The sequence below is a fragment of the Enterobacter cloacae complex sp. 2015409 genome, assembly GCF_041365315.1.
Taxonomy (GTDB): domain Bacteria; phylum Pseudomonadota; class Gammaproteobacteria; order Enterobacterales; family Enterobacteriaceae; genus Enterobacter; species Enterobacter pseudoroggenkampii.
In genome coordinates, this window is sequence record NZ_JBFTVM010000001.1 from 1,898,139 (window position 1) to 1,916,409 (window position 18,271).

An 18,271-nucleotide genomic window follows, 5' to 3' on the forward strand; every position below is an offset into this window, starting at 1 on the left:
TCACCTCAACCTTAACGAATGTTGATAATTGCATCGAAGAGCGTACTGGCAGTCTGGAGAACCTGCGCGTTCGCCAGGTAATACTGCTGATAACGTTGCAAATTGCCATACTCTTCGTCGAGGTTTACCCCAGAGATGGTCTGCTGCTGCTTGATTAACTGCGTTTCCACATTGGCTTTCGTCTGGCTGCTCACCTTCAGTGACGCCGTGGTGCTACCGACGGTACTGACGAGAGAGGCATACGCATCGTTGAAGGTTTTATTTCCACCCACCACTTTGCCGTTTTGCAGATCGAGCAGTTTCTGACCGTTACGGTTGTCACTTTCGCCGCCGTTCTGTACCGACGCCATCGCCAGTTTGGACTCGTCGCTGATCGCCAGATCCATGTTCATGATGACGTTGGAAACCGGCTTCACGGTGAAACTGTCTTTGGTATTTGCCGTACCGCTCACGTTGACGTTAAGGCCATCAAACGACAGATTACCGCTGGCATCCGGGCTCATCGTAAAGCTGGTTTTGTCTGATGTGCGGGTGACCGTCCAGTCAGTGCCGTTAAACTGCAGCTTATAGTCAGTCGCCTGGACCTGTTTGCTGTCCGCCACAGAGGCCGTAACAACCGCCGATCCGCCGTTCTTGCTGTTGGACAGCACCGCAGGAGAACCAAAGTTGAACAGCTTACCGCCCGCATCACCGTTTGCATCAAAACCAGCTTCATGCTGCGTGTTCATCGCATCGGCAAAGGCCAGCGCCATCTGGTTCAGAGTGTTACGCGCTTTATCCAGATCTTCATTACGGAAGGTCAGTAAACCGCCTAAAGAACCGGTGGTGATAAATTTCTCGGGGATCTCAATATTACCCGCCACGTCATCGACGTAGGCGATGGTCGTACGCGCCGGATCGGCGCTGGACTTCACGGCAGCCAGCTGGCTGGCTTTGCTGCCCTGCACCAGGCTGTAACCATTGCCGAGAGAGATATTAAACGTGCCGCTATCCTGTACGGAGACTTCCACGCCCACGATTTTGTTCAGTTCAGTCACGAGCTGATCGCGCTGGTCGAGCAGGTCGTTAGGCGAAGCCCCCGCGCCAACGCCGGTCAAACGAGAAATCTGATCGTTCAGATTCGCAATCTGCGTCGCGTAGTTGTTGATCTGAGATACGCTGCTTGAGATGGCGGTATTCACCTGCGTATCCTGGTCACGAAGATACTGATCGTTGGTTTTAAACTGATTGACCAGACCGCCCGCTTTCCCCAGCACCGTCTGACGTGCAGCCGGATCTTCCGCGTTGCTCACCAGCGTTTGCAGACTCTTGAAGAAATCCTGCAGCGTGGTGGAGAGCGAGTTGGTGGTATCGGAGAGCACGTCGTCGATTTTTGACATCTGCTGGTAGCGCGTCGTCAGGCCACTGCTCTGCGTCTGCGCGGCGCGCAGCTGGTTGGTGATGAAGGCGTCATACTCACGCTGGACACCGGAGACATAGACCCCGTTACCCACCCAGCCACCGCCGGTCAGCGTGCTGTTAGATGCACCCAGCACCGTGGTCTGGCGGGTGTAACCTGCCACGTTATAGCTTGAAATATTATTACTGACGGTATTGAGTGCCGACTGAGCAGCACTGAGGCCACTCATGGCGCTGTTAATCAAACTGGACATGGGGGTTCCTTTTATACGTTCAGACACGAGTCCTGATGAAGGTTATCGGCAACCTCCACCGGGACTTGAGAACTTTCAGAACAGATTTTCGATATCTGTGCTATAGGCTTTGCTGACCTTCTCGCCCATGGATTTCAGCTGCTGGATCATGCTGGTGAGCTTGCGTGCATAGTTCGGGTCGGTCGCGTAGCCCGCGTTTTGCAGCGCCTGAGCCCCCTGCTCCGCCGTCGCCGCCTGCGTAACGGCGGTATAACGCGGATTTCGGCTCAGCAGGCCAACATAATCGGACAAGGCTTCCAGATAAGAGCTGTAGACGCGGAATTTGGCTTTGACCTTCACCGCCGCACCGTTCTCGTATTCGGTGGTCGTGATCTCCGTTGTCGGCCCCTTCCAGCTGGAGGTGGCCTTCACGCCGAAGATGTTGAAGCTCGGCTCGCCGTTTTCCTTGCGGATCTGACGCTGACCCCAGCCCGACTCCAGCGCGGCCTGCGCCAGAATCAGGTGATGCGGCACGCCGCTCTGTTCGCTGGCAAGGCGCGCAGGCAGAGAAAGCTGCGCCAGGAAGTCTTTGCTGTCACCGGAGAGCGGCTCATCGCCGCTGCCCGTGGCTTTTGGCATCGCTTTACGCACCAGCTGCGTCAGGGCCTGGTTCTGATAGCTGGTCACCGTTTCCAGGTCGAACTTCATCGGCACCTGCTGCGGCTGCTCCTGAGGCTGAATGCCCTGCGCGGCTTCGGTCTGTTTGACAATCATGTCAGCCAGACCGAGGCCTTTACCCGCAGTCATCTGCTGCGCAATCTGCTGGTCATACATGCTGGTGTAGAGACGCGTTGAATCACTGCTGAACATCCCGTCTTTCGGCAGGGTTTCACGCATGCTTTTCAGCATCATCTGTACAAACATCCCTTCTACCTGGCGGGCAACCGGGCGGATGTTCGCCGCCGGGTCTTTTCCTGCTTTGGTTTTCAGCTCGTTGAGCGACTGGGCGTCCCAGGCTGCACTGGTCAACAGTTTGCTATCGGTCAGCATTAGATGATTTCCAGTTTGGCGCGCAGGCAGCCCGCGCTTTGCATCGATTGCAGGATGGACATCAGATCCATCGGCGTTGCCCCCAGGGCATTCAGGGCACGCACCACGCTGTTCAGGTTGGCGCTGGAGCGCACGCTTTGCAGTGACCCGCCGCTCTGACGCATATCAATCTGCGTTTGCGGGGTCACCACCGTCTGACCGCCACCAAATGGCGTATTCGGCTGGCTCACGTTCGCGGAGCGGTTTACCGTCACGGAGAGGTTACCCTGCGCCACGGCGCAGCTGTCGAGCGACACTTCCCGGTTCATGACCACCGAGCCGGTACGGGAGTTGATGATCACCTTCGCATCCTGGACCGGAACGTTCACTTCCATATTCTGGATATCTGCCAGCATGCGCACCTGGTTGCTGCTGCCGGTAGAGGTACGGATCTGTACGGTGCGCGCATCGAGTGCCGTTGCATTACCGTAGCCGCGGCTGCGGTTGATGGTATCGGCAATCTGCTGCGCCATCGTGAAGTCTTCATTATTGAGCTGCAGGTTAATGGTATTGCCCGCGCCAAACTGAGTCGGCAGTTCACGCTCAATGATCGCCCCGTTGGTAATCCGTCCGCCGTTGAGCTGGTTCACCTGCACGCTGCTTCCGCCTGCGGATGCTCCCGCACCGCCGACCAGAATGTTCCCCTGCGCCAGCGCATAGACCTGGCTGTCGACGCCTTTCAGCGGGGTCATCAGCAGCGTACCGCCGCGCAGGCTTTTGGCGTTACCCATTGAGGAGACTACCACGTCAATGGTTTGTCCCTGGCGCGCAAACGCCGGGTAGGACGCGGTGACCATTACTGCCGCCACGTTTTTCAGCTGCATGTTGGTTCCCGCCGGCACGGTAATGCCGAGCTGGGAAAGCATGTTGTTCAGGCTTTGGGTGGTGAACGGCGTCTGGGTCGTCTGGTCACCGGTACCATCCAGACCCACCACCAGACCGTAGCCGATCAGGGAGTTTTCACGTACGCCCTGAACGCTGGTGAGGTCGCGAATACGGTCAGCCTGGGCAAACGTTGCCACCAGCGCAAGCGCCACGGCGAAGATCGATTTAAACATGGGTCACCTCGCTTACATCGGCGATAAATTAAGGAAGAAGCGCTGCAGCCAACCCATATTTTGCGCTTCATTGATATAGCCGTTACCGACGTACTCAATGCGCGCATCCGCCACCTGGGTGGACGGAACGGTGTTGGTGCCGCTGATGGTGCGAGGGTTAACCACGCCCGAGAAGCGAATGAATTCAGTGCCCTGGTTGATGGCGATCTGTTTTTCACCCACAACGTGTAAGTTGCCGTTAACCAGTACCTGGTCAACCGTGACCGTCAGCGTACCGCTGAAGGTATTGCTGGCGTTCGCGCCGCCTTTGCCGTTAAAGGTGTTGCCGCCGGACGCGTTCACATCAGCACGCGCGTTGCCGAACAGCCCTTCGAGATAGCGTGGCACGGTATCGAAGCCAAAATTGGTTTTGCCATCGCGGCTGGCATTCGCCGACGAGCTCTTGCTCGCGCTGACGTTTTCCTGCAGCACAATGGTCAATGTATCGCCGACGTTACGCGGGCGGCGATCTTCAAACAGCGGCTGATAGCCGTAATTAATCGGCTGCGCGGTCTGGAAAATGGAGCCGTTTACCACTGGCGCAGGGCCAGGAACGGGCTGGGCAGTCGTCGCACCCTGGACCAATGGTTTGGACGGGATCAAAGCACACCCGCTGAGGGTGACAGCCAGAACAGTCAGTATCGGATAACGAAACGCCGCGTTTTTTTGCATTGCCTTCATCTTCGAAAACAGGGAGCCGGCGCGGCGTTTACCGCACCGGGCTACACCTTAGAGTTGCGTCAGTTTCTGCAGCATCTGGTCGGTCGTCGACACTGCTTTACTGTTAATTTCATACGCGCGCTGAACCTGGATCATATTCACCAGCTCTTCCGCCACGTTCACGTTGGAGGTTTCAACATAGCCCTGGTACAGCAGGCCCGCACCGTTCAGGCCCGGGGTGCTCTCATTTGGCGTACCGGAGGATTGCGTTTCGGTGTAGAGGTTCTCACCAATGCTTTCCAGACCGGTATCGTTCATGAAGGTGGTCAGGTTGAGCTGCCCAACCTGAACCGGCGCGGCCTGTCCCTGCTGGGTCACGCTGACCACACCGTCACGTCCGATGGTGATGCTCAGGGCGTTGGCCGGGATGGTGATCGCAGGCTGGACCTGGAAACCGCCCGCCGTCACCAGCTGGCCGTTCTGATCGACCTGGAACGAACCGTCGCGGGTATAAGCAGAGGTACCGTCAGGCAGCTGCACCTGGAAGAAGCCCTGCCCTTTGATTGCCACGTCTTTACTGTTGTTGGTCTGAGACAGGTTGCCCTGACTGTGCAGACGCTCGGTGGCCACCGGGCGAACACCGGTACCGATCTGCAGGCCCGAAGGCAGCGTCGTCTGTTCAGAAGACTGCGCCCCCGGCTGGCGGATGGTTTGATAAAGCAAATCTTCGAAAACGGCGCGCTGACGCTTGAAACCATTGGTGCTCACGTTTGCCAGGTTGTTGGCAATCACGTCCATATTGGTTTGCTGGGCGTCCAGGCCTGTTTTCGCGATCCATAAAGAACTGATCATAAGGAGTCCTGTTAACTCATAGCCAGAAGTTGGTTAGCCTTGCCCGCGTTTTCATCCACGCTGCTGATGATCTTCATCTGCATTTCAAAGCGGCGGGCGCTGGCGATCATGTCGGTCATGGCTTCGACCGGCTTGACGTTACTGCCTTCCAGAACGCCGGACATCACGCGGATGCTCGGATCGGCCTGTAACGTGGCACCCCGCGTCGCCTGCGCCGCCTGGGTCAGACGGAACATGCCGTCATCGCCACGCTGCACCTCTTTGCCTTCCGCCTTAACCAGCTTCAGACGTCCGACGGGCGCAACGGTGTTGGCCGGGTCGCCCGGGTTCAGCGCCGAAATGGTGCCGTCCGCGGCGATAGTCAGCTCAGAGCCTTCCGGCACGGTCAGCGGACCCGCTTCCCCCATTACCGGATGCCCCTGAATCGTCAGCTGGCCCGTCGCGCTCACTTGGATGTTCCCGTTACGGGTATAGCCTTCGCTGCCGTCGGCCGTTTGCACCGCCAGCCAGCCGTCCTGCTGCAGGGCAACATCCAGCGGGCGTGAGGTATAGTCCATCTGCCCTGGCGTCATATCGGCGCCTGGGGTTGATGCCGTCACCAGCGTACGGGTTGGCAGGGAAAGCCCTTCTACCGGCACCGCGCGCAGCGCATTAAGCTGCGCGCGAAAGCCCGGCGTTGAGGCGTTTGCCAGGTTGCTGGCGGTAACGGCCTGCTGATTGAGCGTCTGGCTTGCCGCGCCCATCGCGGTATATATTGCGTGATCCATTGCGCTTTCCTGTTAGCCGCTTAACGCAGGTTAACCAGCGTGTTGAGGATCTGATCCTGGGTTTTGATGGTCTGCGCGTTCGACTGATAGTTACGCTGCGCGACGATCATGTTCACCAGTTCCTTACTCATATCCACGTTGGAGGCTTCCAGCGCGCCGTTGGTCAGCTTGCCGAAGTTACCGGTGCCTGCGGTACCCAGCAGCGCCACGCCGGAGGACTGAGAGGCAGACCAGACGTTGTCGCCTTCTGATTTCAGACCTTCGTTGTTGGCGAAGTTTGCCAGCACGATCTGACCCAGAACCTGAGACTGTTCGTTAGAGTAGCTTCCCACCACGGTGCCATCGTCGTTGATCTGGTAGCTCACCAGATCGCCTGGCTTGTAGCCGTTCTGATTGGTTGCCACCACGCTGTTCGCACCGGTGTTCTGCTGCATGGAGTTCAGGAAGCTCAGGGAGAAGGTCGCAGCCGTCGCACCGCTGACAGAACCCGTGGTGATGTTAATGGCCGGCGTGGCGTTTGGCGTTGCGCTCAGTACACCCGCAGCGTCGTAGTTATAGACACCCGCCAGGTTACCGTTCGCATCAAAGTTCATCTGCGCCGCTTTCGCTGCTGTAGAACCTGCAACGCTGCCGTCCTGAGTGTAAAGATCCCATTTATTGTTGGCCGTCTTCACGTAGTAGACGTACATGTTATGGGCGTTACCCTGGCTGTCGAATACGGTCACGGTCCCTTTTTTGTTATAGGTGTCCGGGTTGGTCGCATCGAAAGGGGCCGTTTGAACAGGGTCGGTTGAGTTCAGGTTGATCTGCTGCGTCGCGGTGGTGGTCGATTTTGCCGCCATCAGGGTATTCGGGATAGTAATCGCCTGAGGGTTCGCACCGGTCTGAACGGTAGGCGGCGTACCCGCTACCGGGTAGCCCGTCAGCTGCATGCCCTGCATGTTCACCAGCGTACGGTTTTCGTCCAGCTTGAACTGACCGTTACGGCTGTAGAACACAGAGCCGTTGGAATCGACCATACGGAAGAAACCGTTCTGGCTGATAGCAACGTCCAGACCACGACCGGTGTTGGTGGTGGTACCGTCGGTAAAGTCCTGAGTGATGCCCGCAACTTTCACGCCCAGGCCGACTTTGGAACCGGCAAACATGTCTGCAAATGATGCAGAACCGGATTTAAAACCATAGGTCGCGGAGTTGGCGATGTTGTTGCCAATGACGTCCAGGTTGGTGGCCGCAGCATTCAGGCCGCTGACCGCTTGAGAAAAGGCCATGACTTACTCCTGATAAGTGTTAAGGCTTAGATAATCTGCCGAACTTCGTCGAGTGTGGTGGAACCCGAGGTTCCCAAATCCAGTTTGTTGCCGTCGCTTCCTTTAATCACGCCCTGGACCAGCGCGAACTGCAGCGGCTGCGCTACCAGCTGGGTTGTCCCGTTGCTGGCGCTGATCGCTACTTTGTAGGAACCGTTTGGTGCTTTCGTGCCGTCGGTCAGGCTGCCATCCCAGGTAAAGGTGTGAACACCCGCCTTCAGCTCGCCGATATCAATGGTGCGCACGACCGTGCCGTTGCTGTCGGTAATGGTTGCGGTTACTTTCTCCGCCGCCTGCTGCAACTCAACGCCAAACGGCGTGGTCGTCGTGGTGGTATTGCCGTCGGTGGTGCTGCTACCCGCCAGAATCGTGGTTCCCGGGATCATCACCCCGTGGCCAATCAGGCTTGCCGCCTGCAGAGACTGGGCGCTGTTAATCTGCCCAGAGACGGAACCGAGGGTGGTGTTCAGTTTCTCAATGCCGCTCACGGTACTGATCTGCGCAAGCTGCGTGGTCAGTTCGTTGTTCTGCATTGGGTTGGTGGGATCCTGGTTCTTAAGCTGCGCCACCAGCAGCGTCAGAAAGCTGCCCTGAAGATCGGCGGCGTTACTCCCCGTCAGGGAGTTAGAACCCGTCGTACTCTTTGTGTTGTTAACACCCGAGTTCGTAGGATCATTCACATTTACGGCGATGGACATGCATGTCTCCTTTACTGGCCGAGAGTGAGTGTTTTGAGCATCATGCTCTTCACGGTATTAAGCACTTCGACGTTGGCCTGGTAGCTACGGGAAGCCGACATGGAGTTCACCATCTCACCCACCACATCCACGTTTGGCATCTTCACGTATCCGCTGGCATCCGCGAGCGGGTTACCCGGCTCATACACCAGCCTGTCAGGCGCCTGGCTCTCTACCACATCAGACACCTTCACGCCGCCCGTCGCCGCGCCCGGCGCAGCATCGACCTGAAAGACAACCTGTTTGGCACGATAAGGCTGGCCGTCGGGTCCGGTGACGCTGTCGGCGTTTGCCAGGTTACTGGCAGCCACGTTCAGGCGTTTGGACTGCGCGGTTAACGCCGAACCGGCAATATCAAAAATATTCAACAAGGCCATCTATCAGTTCCCCCCCTGCAGGACGTTCATCATGCCTTTGATTTGTCCGCCGAGTACGGTCAGGCCCGTCTGGTATTTCAGGCTGTTATCGGCAAACTGCGTACGCTCCCGGTCCATATCCACGGTGTTACCGTCGAGTGAGGGCTGATCGGGAATGCGGTAAAGTAAATCGGTCGCTGGCGCGGTCATCGCCTGAGCAGGAATATGGCGAGAGGATGTCATGGCAAGTGCAACACCCGTTCCTTCGGCACGTCCACGCTCCATCACCTTTTTGAGTTCACTGGAAAAATCAATATCGCGCGCCTGAAACCCCGGGGTATCGGCGTTAGCGATGTTGGCGGCTAAAATCTCCTGCCGCTGGGCGCGTAAATTGAGCGCTTCCTGCTGAAAACGTAACGCGGCGTCGAGTTTATCGAGCATGTCTCCTCCGCTGATGGCAAAATTTCAGTTCACAGCTTAAATCTCACCCGGTCTCCCCTATCGACGGAATAAGCGCAAAATGCGTCGCTATTTATTGCGTTGATGCAAAACCACTGCAGGTAGAATTCATTCAACTCTGGAAACGGTGGAACTTGCGATGCAAACGTTAAAACGTGGCCTGATGGCAATTTTCTGGCTGTTTAGCCCGCTGGTGCAGGCTGAAGGCTTACAGGATCAGTTGACGGCTTTCTTTGCTGAGAAGCTGGCAGGCTTTAGCGATGACGTTACCGTTACCGTGCGCACGCCACCGAATCTGTACCCGACGTGTGACCAGCCTTCGTTCAGCGTGGTGGGGTTCACAAAGCTTTGGGGGAATGTGAACGTGCTGGCACGCTGCGCCAACGAAAAACGCTATTTACAGGTTGCAGTTCAGGCGACGGGCAATTATGTTGTCGCCGCCGTGCCCATTGCGCGCGGCAGCGTACTGCAGACGAACAGCGTGACGTTAAAACGCGGCCGTTTGGATCAGCTGCCTCCACGCACCATGCTGGAAATAAACCAGGCACAGGACGCCGTCAGCCTGCGTGATGTTGCACCAGGCCAGCCGATACAGCTCTCAATGCTGCGCCAGGCATGGCGGATAAAAGCGGGCCAGCAGGTGATGGTGGTGGCCAACGGAGAGGGCTTTAGTATCAACAGTGAAGGGAAAGCGTTAAACAATGCCGCGGTGGCGCAAAACATCCGCGTCAGAATGTCCTCAGGCCAGGTGGTGAGCGGAACCGTCGATTCTGATGGGAATATTCTGATTAACCTATAATCTTTTTAAAGATTTCGCGGCGCGTGCCGATAAATATTCCACTAATGATGATGTCAGGCGCAAACGCCGCGAACCCTCGATGAGGACAACACTATGAGCATTGATCGTACATCAGCCCTGAAGCCGGTAAGCGCTGTACAACCTCGCGAAACGAATGACACTCCTGCGCAAAAAACGCGTCTGGAAAAACCGTCAACGTCCAACAGCACCAGCGTGACCCTGAGCGATGCGCAGGCGAAACTGATGCAGCCAGGCACCAACGATATCAATATGGAACGTGTTGAAGCGCTGAAAACGGCTATTCGTAACGGTGAACTGAAAATGGATACCAGCAAGATCGCTGATGCCCTGATTCAGGAAGCACAGAGTTTCTTACAGAGTAACTAACCGTATGAGTCGACTGTCAGAAATACTGGATCAAATGACGGTTGTCCTGAACGACCTGAAAACGGTAATGGACGCTGAACAACAGCATCTCTCTTCCGGTCACATCAACGGCAGCGCGCTGCAGCGTATTACTGAAGATAAGAGTTCGCTTCTGGCGACGCTGGATTATCTGGAGCAACAACGCCGCGCTGAGCAGGATCCGAAGCGCAGCGCCAATGACGATATTATTGAGCGCTGGCAGACCATTACCGAAAAAACCCAGCACCTGCGCGATCTTAACCAGCATAACGGCTGGCTACTGGAAGGTCAGATTGAGCGTAATCAGCAGGCACTTGAGGTGTTGAAACCGCATAAAGAAACCGGACTGTACGGTGCGGATGGTCAGACAGCGACTGCGCGTATTGCGGGTGTGAAAAAGATTTCGATTTGACGCATCAGCGACAAATCATGCAGTGGGGAGCACCATAAGGTGAACTCCCCTTTTGGCGTTTATGCCGTCCGACGGGCAAACTCTTTCACTTTGAAGCCCAGCACCGCGAGCGTGGCAAAGTACGCCACCACCCCGACGCCCACCACGGCCATCAGCCGCATCAGACGGTAGGGCATGGTGCCCTGAGACCACTCCGGCATCACGTACATCATGCCGAGCAGCGCGGCAGACATCACCAGTACCGCCACGATCAGACGCACCAGGAAACTTCCCCAGCCCGGCTGCGGCGTAAAGATATCCTGCTTGCGCAGCTGCCAGTACAGCAGTCCGGCATTCAGACAGGCCGCCAGACCAATCGATAATGACAGGCCCGCATGCTTCAGCGGACCAATAAACGCCAGGTTCATCAGCTGCGTCATAATCAGCGTCACAATGGCAATTTTCACCGGCGTTTTGATGTCCTGACGCGAGTAGAACCCGGGCGCCAGCACCTTGACGACGATCAGCCCCATCAATCCGACCGAGTAGGCAATCAGCGCGCGCTGGGTCATGGCGGCATCAAAGGCGGTGAATTTCCCGTACTGGAAGAGCGACACCGTCAGCGGTTTGGCCAGAATACCCAGCGCCACCGCGCTTGGCAGGGCCAGCAGGAAGCAGAGACGTAATCCCCAGTCCATCAGGCGGCAATACTCATCATGATTACCGCTGGCAAAACTTTTCGACAGCGACGGTAGCAGGATGGTCCCCAGCGCCACGCCCAGCACCCCGGACGGGAACTCCATCAGACGATCGGCGTAGTACATCCAGGAAACCGAGCCGGACACGAGGAACGAGGCAAAGATGGTGTTGATGATCAGCGAGATCTGGCTGACGGAGACGCCGAGAATAGCGGGCCCCATCTGCTTGATGACGCGCATCGCCCCGGCATCTTTGAGATTGATGCGCGGCAGCACCAGCATGCCGATTTTTTTCAGATGCGGCAGCTGATACGCCAGCTGCAGCACGCCGCCCACGGTGACCGCCCAAGCCAGCGCCAGCACCGGCGGGTTGAAGTGCGGCGCAGCGAACAGGGCAAAGCCGATCATGCTGACGTTGAGAAACGTTGGCGCAAACGCCGGAACAGAGAAGCGGTTCCAGGTATTCAGGATCGCCCCCACCAGCGAGGCCAGCGAGATCAGCAGAATATAGGGGAAAGTGATGCGCAGCAGCTGCGAGGTGAGCGCAAACTTGTCGGCCGTATCGGCAAAACCTGGCGCGGTTACCATAATCACCCACGGCGCGGCCAGCATCCCGAGTACCGTCACCACCGCCAAAGCCAGCGTCAGCAGCCCGGAGACATAAGAAACAAAGACGCGCGTCGCGTCTTCACCCTGCTTGCTTTTATATTCCGCCAGGATAGGCACGAATGCCTGGGAAAACGCCCCTTCAGCAAAAATACGACGCAGCAGGTTCGGTAACTTGAACGCGACGAAAAAGGCGTCCGTGGCCATCCCTGCACCAAATACCCTTGCCACAATGGCGTCGCGCGCAAAACCCAGCACGCGGGAAAACATGGTCATCGAGCTGACGGCCGCCAGCGATTTTAATAAGTTCATTAACGTGAATTTCCAGAACCATACGGATTTGTAGGCCAGGTGAGCCTAAGCGCCACCCGGCAAAGCCAACAAGCGGCGCTTAGTCTAACCGGATTTCAACGAATTACTATCCGCAGATGTTACAGCGAGTTATTCGCTCATGGCCTCGCGCCAGAGCCTTTCCACAATGCGCTGCGCCATAATGGCCTGCTCACCGGACGTTTCAGGAACCGTCTGATTTTGCACGCAGGTGATAAAGTGACGGGCACAACCGGCAAAACCGCGCTGTTCAAGCGTGCTCTGCCAGCCAGGGGCAGGTAGCGTCACCACGCCGCTGCCCTTCTCTTCCCGCCATTCACGCATGTCGGTTATGTCGTACAACGCGCCGTCGGTGACGGCCTGGACGGATTCACGCTGACTCCCCGCACGACGATGCATGCTGGTCGTGATCTGTAGATGGTCAATCGCGAAATGATGTTCGGCGTAGACCATTTCACCCTGCTCGTTCGTAAGTAGCGTGCCACTTTGCAGCTGTGCATTGCCGCTGGCGAGCCACAGCGCCGTATCCACAACGTGCAGATAGTCATCCAGCAGCGTGAAACGCAAATCGTTTGGCCCAATGCTGTCGGTACGGTGCTTATCCATCCGCAGCGAGGCGAGTGTGCCCGACTGCGCCTTCAGCTGTTGATAAAGCGGCGCAAAGCGGCGGTTGAAGCCCACCATCAGCGTCAGTTTTTTGCGCGCGGCCAGCTCAATCAGCCGTTCGGCATCCTGAACATTTTCAGCCAGCGGTTTATCCACGCAGACGTGAACCCCCAAATTGAGCAGCTCGCTCACCACCTGATAGTGGGTTGCCGTTGAGGTATGGACAAATACCACATCACACTCGCGGGCCAGATCCTGCAGGGAGGCAGCATACGGAATGCGCCAGGTTTCGCAGATACGTTCTGCCTTTTCTCGGGTGGGTGACCATGCCCCTTGCAGGGTCCAGTCCGTCGCCGCACCTAAAACAGGCAGCCAGGCTTTTTGCGCGATGCCGCCCAGCCCCACCACGCCTACGCGTAATTTTTTCACCGTCAGTCTCCCAAATGTGCCAGCAACGCATCCAGACGCTGTTTCAGCCCGGCGACCTCATCTTCCAGCGCCTCTACGCGGGCAACCAAATCGTCATCTCCAGCACTAATATCGGTTGCGCTGGATTTAACTGAAATATCAACTTCACCACTGAACAGATGCATATAGCGGCTTTCGCGTTTGCCCGGCTCGCGCGCCAGACGCACCACGTATGGACCGTCTTCGCGAGAAGCCAGCCCTTCCAGGGTCTGCTCGACCTCCTGCATCTCGCTGAACTCATGCATACGGGAAGCGCGCGTGCGCAGTTCCCCCGGTGTCTGCGCCCCGCGCAGCAACAGCGTGGTGATGACCGCCACTTCCGCACTGCTCAGCTTCAGGTCGCCAAATTCGGAGTTACAAAAGCGCTGTTCGTATTTGGTCACGCGGTTGCCGAAGCCGCTGACGGTGCGTAGATAGTGGCGTTTTACCAATGCATCGAGCACGTCCTGAACCTCATGCTCGCTGAGGTTCATCACCGGCTCGCGGTTGGTCTTCTGGTTGCAGGCCATGGTCACGGCGTTGACAGAGAGCGGATACTGCTCCGGCGTGGTGACCTGTTTTTCGAGTAAGCACCCAATCACGCGCGCTTCTGTACCGTTTAGCTGATACTTCATCTTTTCTCCTTAACGACCTGCGGTCCAGTCCCGGGTGGTTAACGCCGTCAGAACGTGGTCGCGCCACTCTCCGTCTATCAACAGATAGTCTTTGGCGTAACCCTCTTTCTCGAACCCTAAACGCGCCAGCAAATTGCCGCTGCGCTGATTATGCGGCATATAGTTCGCCATGATGCGATGGATATGCTGCGTGCGTTGCATATAGCGGATCGCCACCGTTAACGCCTCGTACATCAGCCCCTGCCCCTGCCATTTCTGGCCGATGGAGTAGCCAAGGTAGCAGGCGTGAAACGATCCCCGCACCACGTTTGAAAAATTGGCGATCCCGATAATCTCTTTCTCTTCAGGATCCAGCAGAGCGAAATAAAACGCGCTGCCCTGCTTGTGAAATTCCGTAATCATGCTGAGGCGCGCCTGCCAGCCGGAAGGGTAACAATGGCTCTCATCCCGAACGGGTTCCCAGGGTTTTAAAAACTGGCGATTCTCGGCGTAATAATCCGCCAGACGCCAGGCATCACGCTCATGCACCAGACGAACGACCAGCCTGTCCGTTGTCAGACGCACTTTTGGCACATTACTGCGATAGCCAAACATCGATACCACTCCTTCCCGTCACTTCAGCTTACCCATTAGCTTTACTATACCTGCGCCTGCGCCGTCTGTGAAAACAGTGACATACCATTTTGCCCTCTTTTCACACTTTTCGATGAGAACTCTCTATCAAAGCACCCTTTTGATAAAAAAATATTGTCGCGTTCAGGGGTGGGAAAAAACGCGGCGACACCGCAGAATGTTAGCGTGCTCACCATCTTATTTTCCCTGGAGGGAAAATGTCCCGCGTATCACAGGCCAGGAGCCTGGGTAAATATTTCCTGCTCGTCGATAACATGCTGGTCGTGCTCGGCTTTTTTGTCGTTTTCCCGCTGATATCGATTCGCTTTGTCGATCAAATGGGCTGGGCGGCATTAATGGTTGGCATTGCCCTGGGGTTACGCCAGTTTGTCCAGCAGGGCCTGGGCGTCTTTGGCGGGGCCATTGCCGACCGCTTTGGCGCTAAACCGATGATCGTGACCGGTATGCTGCTGCGCGCGGCAGGCTTTGCCACGATGGCGGTCGCTCAGGAGCCGTGGCTGCTCTGGTTCTCCTGTTTCCTCTCCGGTATCGGGGGCACGCTGTTCGATCCGCCGCGCACCGCGCTGGTGGTGAAGCTTATTCGCCCTCAGCACCGCGGCCGCTTCTTCTCGATTCTGATGATGCAGGACAGCGCCGGGGCGGTTGTTGGCGCCCTGCTGGGAAGCTGGCTGCTGCAGTACGACTTCCGTCTGGTCTGCGCGGCTGGGGCGGTGCTCTTTATTCTGTGCGCGCTGTTTAATGGCCTGTTCCTGCCCGCCTGGAAACTGTCGACGGTCAAAGCACCTGTCCGGGAAGGGCTTGGCCGCGTCCTGCGCGACAAACGTTTTGTCACCTATGTGCTGACATTGACGGGCTACTACATGCTGGCTGTGCAGGTCATGCTGATGCTGCCGATCATGGTTAACGACATTGCTGGCACGCCTGCTGCCGTTAAATGGATGTACGCCATCGAAGCCTGCCTGTCGTTAACGCTGCTTTATCCGATTGCCCGCTGGAGCGAACGGCGTTTTCGTCTGGAGCATCGCCTGATGGCCGGGCTGTTCCTGATGACGCTGAGCATGATGCCGATCGGGCTGGTGAACTCTCTCCAGCAGCTGTTTACCCTGATTTGCACCTTCTATATAGGGTCGATCATCGCCGAGCCTGCCCGTGAAACGCTGAGCGCCTCCCTTGCGGATGCGCGTGCGCGCGGCAGCTATATGGGTTTCAGCCGGCTCGGGCTGGCGCTTGGCGGCGCATTAGGTTACGCCGGGGGCGGCTGGTTGTTTGATGCCGGCAAAGCGTTAAACCAGCCCGAACTCCCGTGGATGATGCTCGGCGTGGTGGGCTTTATGACGCTCCTTGCCCTGTGGTGGCAGTTCAGCCTGAAACGCAGCGCGAGCGGTATGCTCGAGCCTGGCGCGTAGCCTTTCCCTCGGGCGGGAGTCCCTCCCGCCCCACTTCTCAGTTTTTTCTGCTGGTTTCTGCCCATTCACGCTGACATACTGGCGTAACAGGACAGAAGCGCCGATTTTTCGTTGAGGAACACTATGAAGAAAATTGTCTTTGCCGCTGCATTAGTTGTCAGCGGTCTGCTGGTTGGCTGTAACCAGCTCACGCAATATACCGTCAGTGAACAGGAAATTAATCAGGCGCTGGAAAAACATAACAATTTTTCTAAAGACATTGGCGTGCCGGGGCTGGCGGACGCGCATATCGTGCTCACGAATCTGACCAGCCAGATCGGACGTGAAGAGCCAAACAAAGTCACCCTGGCCGGTGACGCGGATCTTGATATGTCCTCCCTCTTTGGCAATCAGAAAGCCAACATCAAGCTCAAGCTGAAGGCACTCCCCGTGTTCAACAAAGAGAAAGGGGCGATTTTCCTCCAGGAGATGGAAGTCGTCGATGCGCAGGTGTCGCCGGACAAGATGGCGCCGGTTCTGCAAACCCTGATGCCCTATCTCAACCAGTCGCTGCGTAATTATTTCAACCAGCAGCCCGCGTACGTCTTAAGCGAAGATAAAAGCAAGGGCGAAGCTCTGGCGAAAAAATACGCAAAAGGCATAGAGGTTAAGCCGGGTGAAATCATCATTCCTTTCACCGATTAACCTGAAGGGCGCTGCGGCGCCCTTTTTTTTACGGAAAAGTGTGCAAACGAAAACGTTTCCGCTTATGATTTGTGTCCGGCAAAAACAGCCATCCTTATGACTGATTCCTGACAAGCCGGAGCTTCCATGACTGCACAACCCCAGGTTCTTAAAATCCGCCGCCCTGACGACTGGCATATCCATCTGCGTGATGGCGATATGCTGAAAACCGTCGTGCCTTATACCAGCGAAATTTATGGCCGCGCGATTGTCATGCCTAACCTGGTTCCACCAGTCACCACCGTCGATGCCGCGATAGCCTATCGCCAGCGCATCCTGGATGCCGTGCCTGCGGGACACGATTTTACCCCGTTGATGACCTGCTATCTGACCGACTCGCTGGACCCGAACGAAGTGGAGCGTGGGTTTAACGAAGGCGTATTTACGGCGGCGAAACTCTATCCGGCGAATGCCACCACCAACTCCAGCCACGGCGTCACCAGCATTGATGCCATCATGCCGGTTCTGGAGCGCATGCAGAAACTGGGCATGCCGCTGCTGGTCCATGGTGAAGTCACGCATGCCGAAATTGACATCTTTGACCGTGAAGCCCGGTTTATCGAGACCGTGATGGAGCCTCTGCGCCAGCGCCTGCCCGCGCTTAAAGTGGTCTTTGAGCATATCACCACCAAAGACGCGGCAGAGTACGTGCGCGACGGCAACGATCTTATCGCCGCCACCATTACGCCGCAGCACCTGATGTTTAACCGTAACCACATGCTGGTGGGCGGGGTGCGCCCTCACCTGTACTGCCTGCCGATTCTCAAGCGCAACATCCACCAGCAGGCGCTGCGCGAGCTGGTTGCCAGCGGGTTCTCCCGCGCGTTCCTCGGCACCGACTCCGCGCCTCACGCCCGCCACCGTAAAGAGGCAAGCTGCGGCTGCGCAGGCTGCTTCAACGCCCCAACGGCGCTTGCCAGCTACGCGACCGTATTTGAAGAGATGAACGCGCTGGAACATTTCGAAGCGTTCTGCTCCCTCAACGGCCCGCGCTTCTACGGCCTGCCGGTCAACGACAGCTTCATCGAACTGGAGCGTAAAGCGAGCCACGTTGAAGAGTCCATTGCGCTGACGGATGACACGCTGATCCCCTTCCTGGCGGGCGAAACCGTTAACTGGACGGTAAAACGTTAAAAAATCAATGCCCCTTGTTGTCAAACCGATAATATACCTGTATAAATAAACAGTATATTACACAGGGGGCATTTATGCGTATTGAAGTCACCATAGCCAAAACAACTGTTCTGCCTGCCGGCGCGCTTGATGCACTGGCAGGCGAATTATCCCGCCGTATTAACAACACTTTTCCCGACAACGCGGGTGCCGTAACGGTGCGTTACGCCGCGGCGAACAACCTCTCCGTCATTGGTGCGGCGAAAGAAGATAAAGATCGCATCAGCGAAATCCTGCAGGAAACGTGGGAAAGCGCAGACGACTGGTTTATCACAGATTAATACTGCTCCCTCATTGTGTTTTTTTGCCGGGTCGCCCCGGCTTTTTTTTGTCTAAAAATACGGTAAGTTCAAATTAATTCGGCATCTTCTTTAAGAATCGTGAACAAGATGGTGTTTTATTGTTCGAACAATCCTAAAAAGCAGAAAAATGTGTTGCCACCTGTTTATTTTTCCCTTCGG

The 18,271-nt window shown here is 56.6% G+C and carries 21 protein-coding genes; 7 read left to right on the forward strand and 14 right to left on the reverse strand.

The features are described from left to right. Nucleotides 1-11: 11 nt before the first annotated feature. From flgK to flgB, 10 genes are all read right to left on the reverse strand, one after another. Nucleotides 12-1,652 (reverse strand): flagellar hook-associated protein FlgK, encoded by a 1,641-nt coding sequence (gene flgK / locus ACDO57_RS09235; protein ID WP_032650846.1) that lies wholly within the window; start codon nt 1,650-1,652, stop codon nt 12-14. 75 nt (nt 1,653-1,727) lie between these two features. Beyond that, nucleotides 1,728-2,681, reverse strand: a complete 954-nt coding sequence (flgJ, locus tag ACDO57_RS09240) for a flagellar assembly peptidoglycan hydrolase FlgJ (protein ID WP_024909017.1) — start codon at nt 2,679-2,681, stop codon at nt 1,728-1,730. Then, nucleotides 2,681-3,778, reverse strand: a complete 1,098-nt coding sequence (locus ACDO57_RS09245; protein ID WP_029740346.1) for a flagellar basal body P-ring protein FlgI — start codon at nt 3,776-3,778, stop codon at nt 2,681-2,683. The genes flgJ and ACDO57_RS09245 overlap by 1 nt, the downstream gene beginning before the upstream one ends. A gap of 12 nt (nt 3,779-3,790) precedes the next feature. Continuing rightward, the gene (gene flgH, locus ACDO57_RS09250; RefSeq protein ID WP_024909015.1) at nt 3,791-4,489 is read right to left on the reverse strand and encodes a flagellar basal body L-ring protein FlgH; all 699 of its coding nucleotides are present in this window, start codon (nt 4,487-4,489) and stop codon (nt 3,791-3,793) included. 57 nt (nt 4,490-4,546) lie between these two features. Further along, entirely contained in the window at nt 4,547-5,329 is a 783-nt protein-coding gene (gene flgG / locus ACDO57_RS09255) for a flagellar basal-body rod protein FlgG (protein WP_008500810.1), read from the reverse strand. An 11-nt stretch (nt 5,330-5,340) separates the two neighbouring features. Beyond that, complete coding sequence (locus ACDO57_RS09260) at nt 5,341-6,096, reverse strand: flagellar basal body rod protein FlgF (protein ID WP_008500811.1); 756 nt, start codon at nt 6,094-6,096, stop codon at nt 5,341-5,343. A gap of 20 nt (nt 6,097-6,116) precedes the next feature. After that, nucleotides 6,117-7,367: a flagellar hook protein FlgE gene (flgE, locus tag ACDO57_RS09265; protein ID WP_061715547.1), complete on the reverse strand. Its 1,251-nt coding sequence runs from the start codon at nt 7,365-7,367 to the stop codon at nt 6,117-6,119. A gap of 26 nt (nt 7,368-7,393) precedes the next feature. Continuing rightward, a complete protein-coding gene (gene flgD / locus ACDO57_RS09270; RefSeq protein WP_061715548.1) occupies nt 7,394-8,104 on the reverse strand; it encodes a flagellar hook assembly protein FlgD in 711 nt (236 codons plus the stop codon). A gap of 11 nt (nt 8,105-8,115) precedes the next feature. After that, complete coding sequence (gene flgC / locus ACDO57_RS09275) at nt 8,116-8,520, reverse strand: flagellar basal body rod protein FlgC (protein WP_008500814.1); 405 nt, start codon at nt 8,518-8,520, stop codon at nt 8,116-8,118. Nucleotides 8,521-8,523: 3 nt separating this feature from the next. Continuing rightward, complete coding sequence (gene flgB / locus ACDO57_RS09280; RefSeq protein ID WP_023311135.1) at nt 8,524-8,940, reverse strand: flagellar basal body rod protein FlgB; 417 nt, start codon at nt 8,938-8,940, stop codon at nt 8,524-8,526. A gap of 157 nt (nt 8,941-9,097) precedes the next feature. On the opposite strand from flgB, the gene flgA reads away from it, so the two are divergent. From flgA to flgN, 3 genes are all read left to right on the forward strand, one after another. Further along, nucleotides 9,098-9,757: a flagellar basal body P-ring formation chaperone FlgA gene (gene flgA, locus ACDO57_RS09285; protein ID WP_024909011.1), complete on the forward strand. Its 660-nt coding sequence runs from the start codon at nt 9,098-9,100 to the stop codon at nt 9,755-9,757. Nucleotides 9,758-9,850: 93 nt separating this feature from the next. Next, nucleotides 9,851-10,144 carry a flagellar biosynthesis anti-sigma factor FlgM gene (gene flgM, locus ACDO57_RS09290; RefSeq protein WP_032650838.1) on the forward strand — a complete coding sequence of 98 codons (294 nt, stop codon included), beginning with the start codon at nt 9,851-9,853 and terminating at the stop codon, nt 10,142-10,144. Between the two features lie 4 nt (nt 10,145-10,148). After that, on the forward strand, nt 10,149-10,574 hold the full coding sequence (flgN, locus tag ACDO57_RS09295) for a flagella biosynthesis chaperone FlgN (RefSeq protein WP_008500818.1): 426 nt from the start codon (nt 10,149-10,151) through the stop codon (nt 10,572-10,574). A 59-nt stretch (nt 10,575-10,633) separates the two neighbouring features. On the opposite strand, the gene murJ is transcribed toward flgN, so the two are convergent. The 4 genes from murJ to rimJ form a co-directional block, all read right to left on the reverse strand. Then, a complete protein-coding gene (gene murJ, locus ACDO57_RS09300) occupies nt 10,634-12,169 on the reverse strand; it encodes a murein biosynthesis integral membrane protein MurJ (protein WP_024909009.1) in 1,536 nt (511 codons plus the stop codon). 129 nt (nt 12,170-12,298) lie between these two features. Beyond that, complete coding sequence (locus ACDO57_RS09305; RefSeq protein ID WP_370883876.1) at nt 12,299-13,222, reverse strand: Gfo/Idh/MocA family protein; 924 nt, start codon at nt 13,220-13,222, stop codon at nt 12,299-12,301. Between the two features lie 2 nt (nt 13,223-13,224). After that, nucleotides 13,225-13,875: a YceH family protein gene (locus tag ACDO57_RS09310; RefSeq protein WP_061715550.1), complete on the reverse strand. Its 651-nt coding sequence runs from the start codon at nt 13,873-13,875 to the stop codon at nt 13,225-13,227. A 9-nt stretch (nt 13,876-13,884) separates the two neighbouring features. Next, on the reverse strand, nt 13,885-14,469 hold the full coding sequence (rimJ, locus tag ACDO57_RS09315) for a ribosomal protein S5-alanine N-acetyltransferase (RefSeq protein ID WP_008500822.1): 585 nt from the start codon (nt 14,467-14,469) through the stop codon (nt 13,885-13,887). A 236-nt stretch (nt 14,470-14,705) separates the two neighbouring features. On the opposite strand from rimJ, the gene mdtH reads away from it, so the two are divergent. From mdtH to dinI, 4 genes are all read left to right on the forward strand, one after another. Then, nucleotides 14,706-15,914 (forward strand): multidrug efflux MFS transporter MdtH, encoded by a 1,209-nt coding sequence (gene mdtH, locus ACDO57_RS09320; protein WP_370883877.1) that lies wholly within the window; start codon nt 14,706-14,708, stop codon nt 15,912-15,914. A gap of 123 nt (nt 15,915-16,037) precedes the next feature. Further along, complete coding sequence (locus ACDO57_RS09325) at nt 16,038-16,598, forward strand: lipoprotein (RefSeq protein WP_023311126.1); 561 nt, start codon at nt 16,038-16,040, stop codon at nt 16,596-16,598. A gap of 126 nt (nt 16,599-16,724) precedes the next feature. After that, nucleotides 16,725-17,771, forward strand: a complete 1,047-nt coding sequence (gene pyrC / locus ACDO57_RS09330; protein WP_032650832.1) for a dihydroorotase — start codon at nt 16,725-16,727, stop codon at nt 17,769-17,771. A 74-nt stretch (nt 17,772-17,845) separates the two neighbouring features. Further along, nucleotides 17,846-18,091, forward strand: coding sequence for a DNA damage-inducible protein I (gene dinI / locus ACDO57_RS09335; protein ID WP_008500826.1), 246 nt, complete (start codon nt 17,846-17,848; stop codon nt 18,089-18,091). The last annotated feature ends 180 nt before the right edge of the window (nt 18,092-18,271 follow it).

Coding starts and splice junctions, on each gene's coding strand:
- flgK (WP_032650846.1), bottom strand. CDS start 1,652: ATGTCCAGTTTGATTAACAGCGCCATGAGTGGCCTCAGTGCTGCTCAG.
- flgJ (WP_024909017.1), bottom strand. CDS start 2,681: ATGCTGACCGATAGCAAACTGTTGACCAGTGCAGCCTGGGACGCCCAG.
- ACDO57_RS09245 (WP_029740346.1), bottom strand. CDS start 3,778: ATGTTTAAATCGATCTTCGCCGTGGCGCTTGCGCTGGTGGCAACGTTT.
- flgH (WP_024909015.1), bottom strand. CDS start 4,489: ATGCAAAAAAACGCGGCGTTTCGTTATCCGATACTGACTGTTCTGGCT.
- flgG (WP_008500810.1), bottom strand. CDS start 5,329: ATGATCAGTTCTTTATGGATCGCGAAAACAGGCCTGGACGCCCAGCAA.
- ACDO57_RS09260 (WP_008500811.1), bottom strand. CDS start 6,096: ATGGATCACGCAATATATACCGCGATGGGCGCGGCAAGCCAGACGCTC.
- flgE (WP_061715547.1), bottom strand. CDS start 7,367: ATGGCCTTTTCTCAAGCGGTCAGCGGCCTGAATGCTGCGGCCACCAAC.
- flgD (WP_061715548.1), bottom strand. CDS start 8,104: ATGTCCATCGCCGTAAATGTGAATGATCCTACGAACTCGGGTGTTAAC.
- flgC (WP_008500814.1), bottom strand. CDS start 8,520: ATGGCCTTGTTGAATATTTTTGATATTGCCGGTTCGGCGTTAACCGCG.
- flgB (WP_023311135.1), bottom strand. CDS start 8,940: ATGCTCGATAAACTCGACGCCGCGTTACGTTTTCAGCAGGAAGCGCTC.
- flgA (WP_024909011.1), top strand. CDS start 9,098: ATGCAAACGTTAAAACGTGGCCTGATGGCAATTTTCTGGCTGTTTAGC.
- flgM (WP_032650838.1), top strand. CDS start 9,851: ATGAGCATTGATCGTACATCAGCCCTGAAGCCGGTAAGCGCTGTACAA.
- flgN (WP_008500818.1), top strand. CDS start 10,149: ATGAGTCGACTGTCAGAAATACTGGATCAAATGACGGTTGTCCTGAAC.
- murJ (WP_024909009.1), bottom strand. CDS start 12,169: ATGAACTTATTAAAATCGCTGGCGGCCGTCAGCTCGATGACCATGTTT.
- ACDO57_RS09310 (WP_061715550.1), bottom strand. CDS start 13,875: ATGAAGTATCAGCTAAACGGTACAGAAGCGCGCGTGATTGGGTGCTTA.
- rimJ (WP_008500822.1), bottom strand. CDS start 14,469: ATGTTTGGCTATCGCAGTAATGTGCCAAAAGTGCGTCTGACAACGGAC.
- mdtH (WP_370883877.1), top strand. CDS start 14,706: ATGTCCCGCGTATCACAGGCCAGGAGCCTGGGTAAATATTTCCTGCTC.
- ACDO57_RS09325 (WP_023311126.1), top strand. CDS start 16,038: ATGAAGAAAATTGTCTTTGCCGCTGCATTAGTTGTCAGCGGTCTGCTG.
- pyrC (WP_032650832.1), top strand. CDS start 16,725: ATGACTGCACAACCCCAGGTTCTTAAAATCCGCCGCCCTGACGACTGG.
- dinI (WP_008500826.1), top strand. CDS start 17,846: ATGCGTATTGAAGTCACCATAGCCAAAACAACTGTTCTGCCTGCCGGC.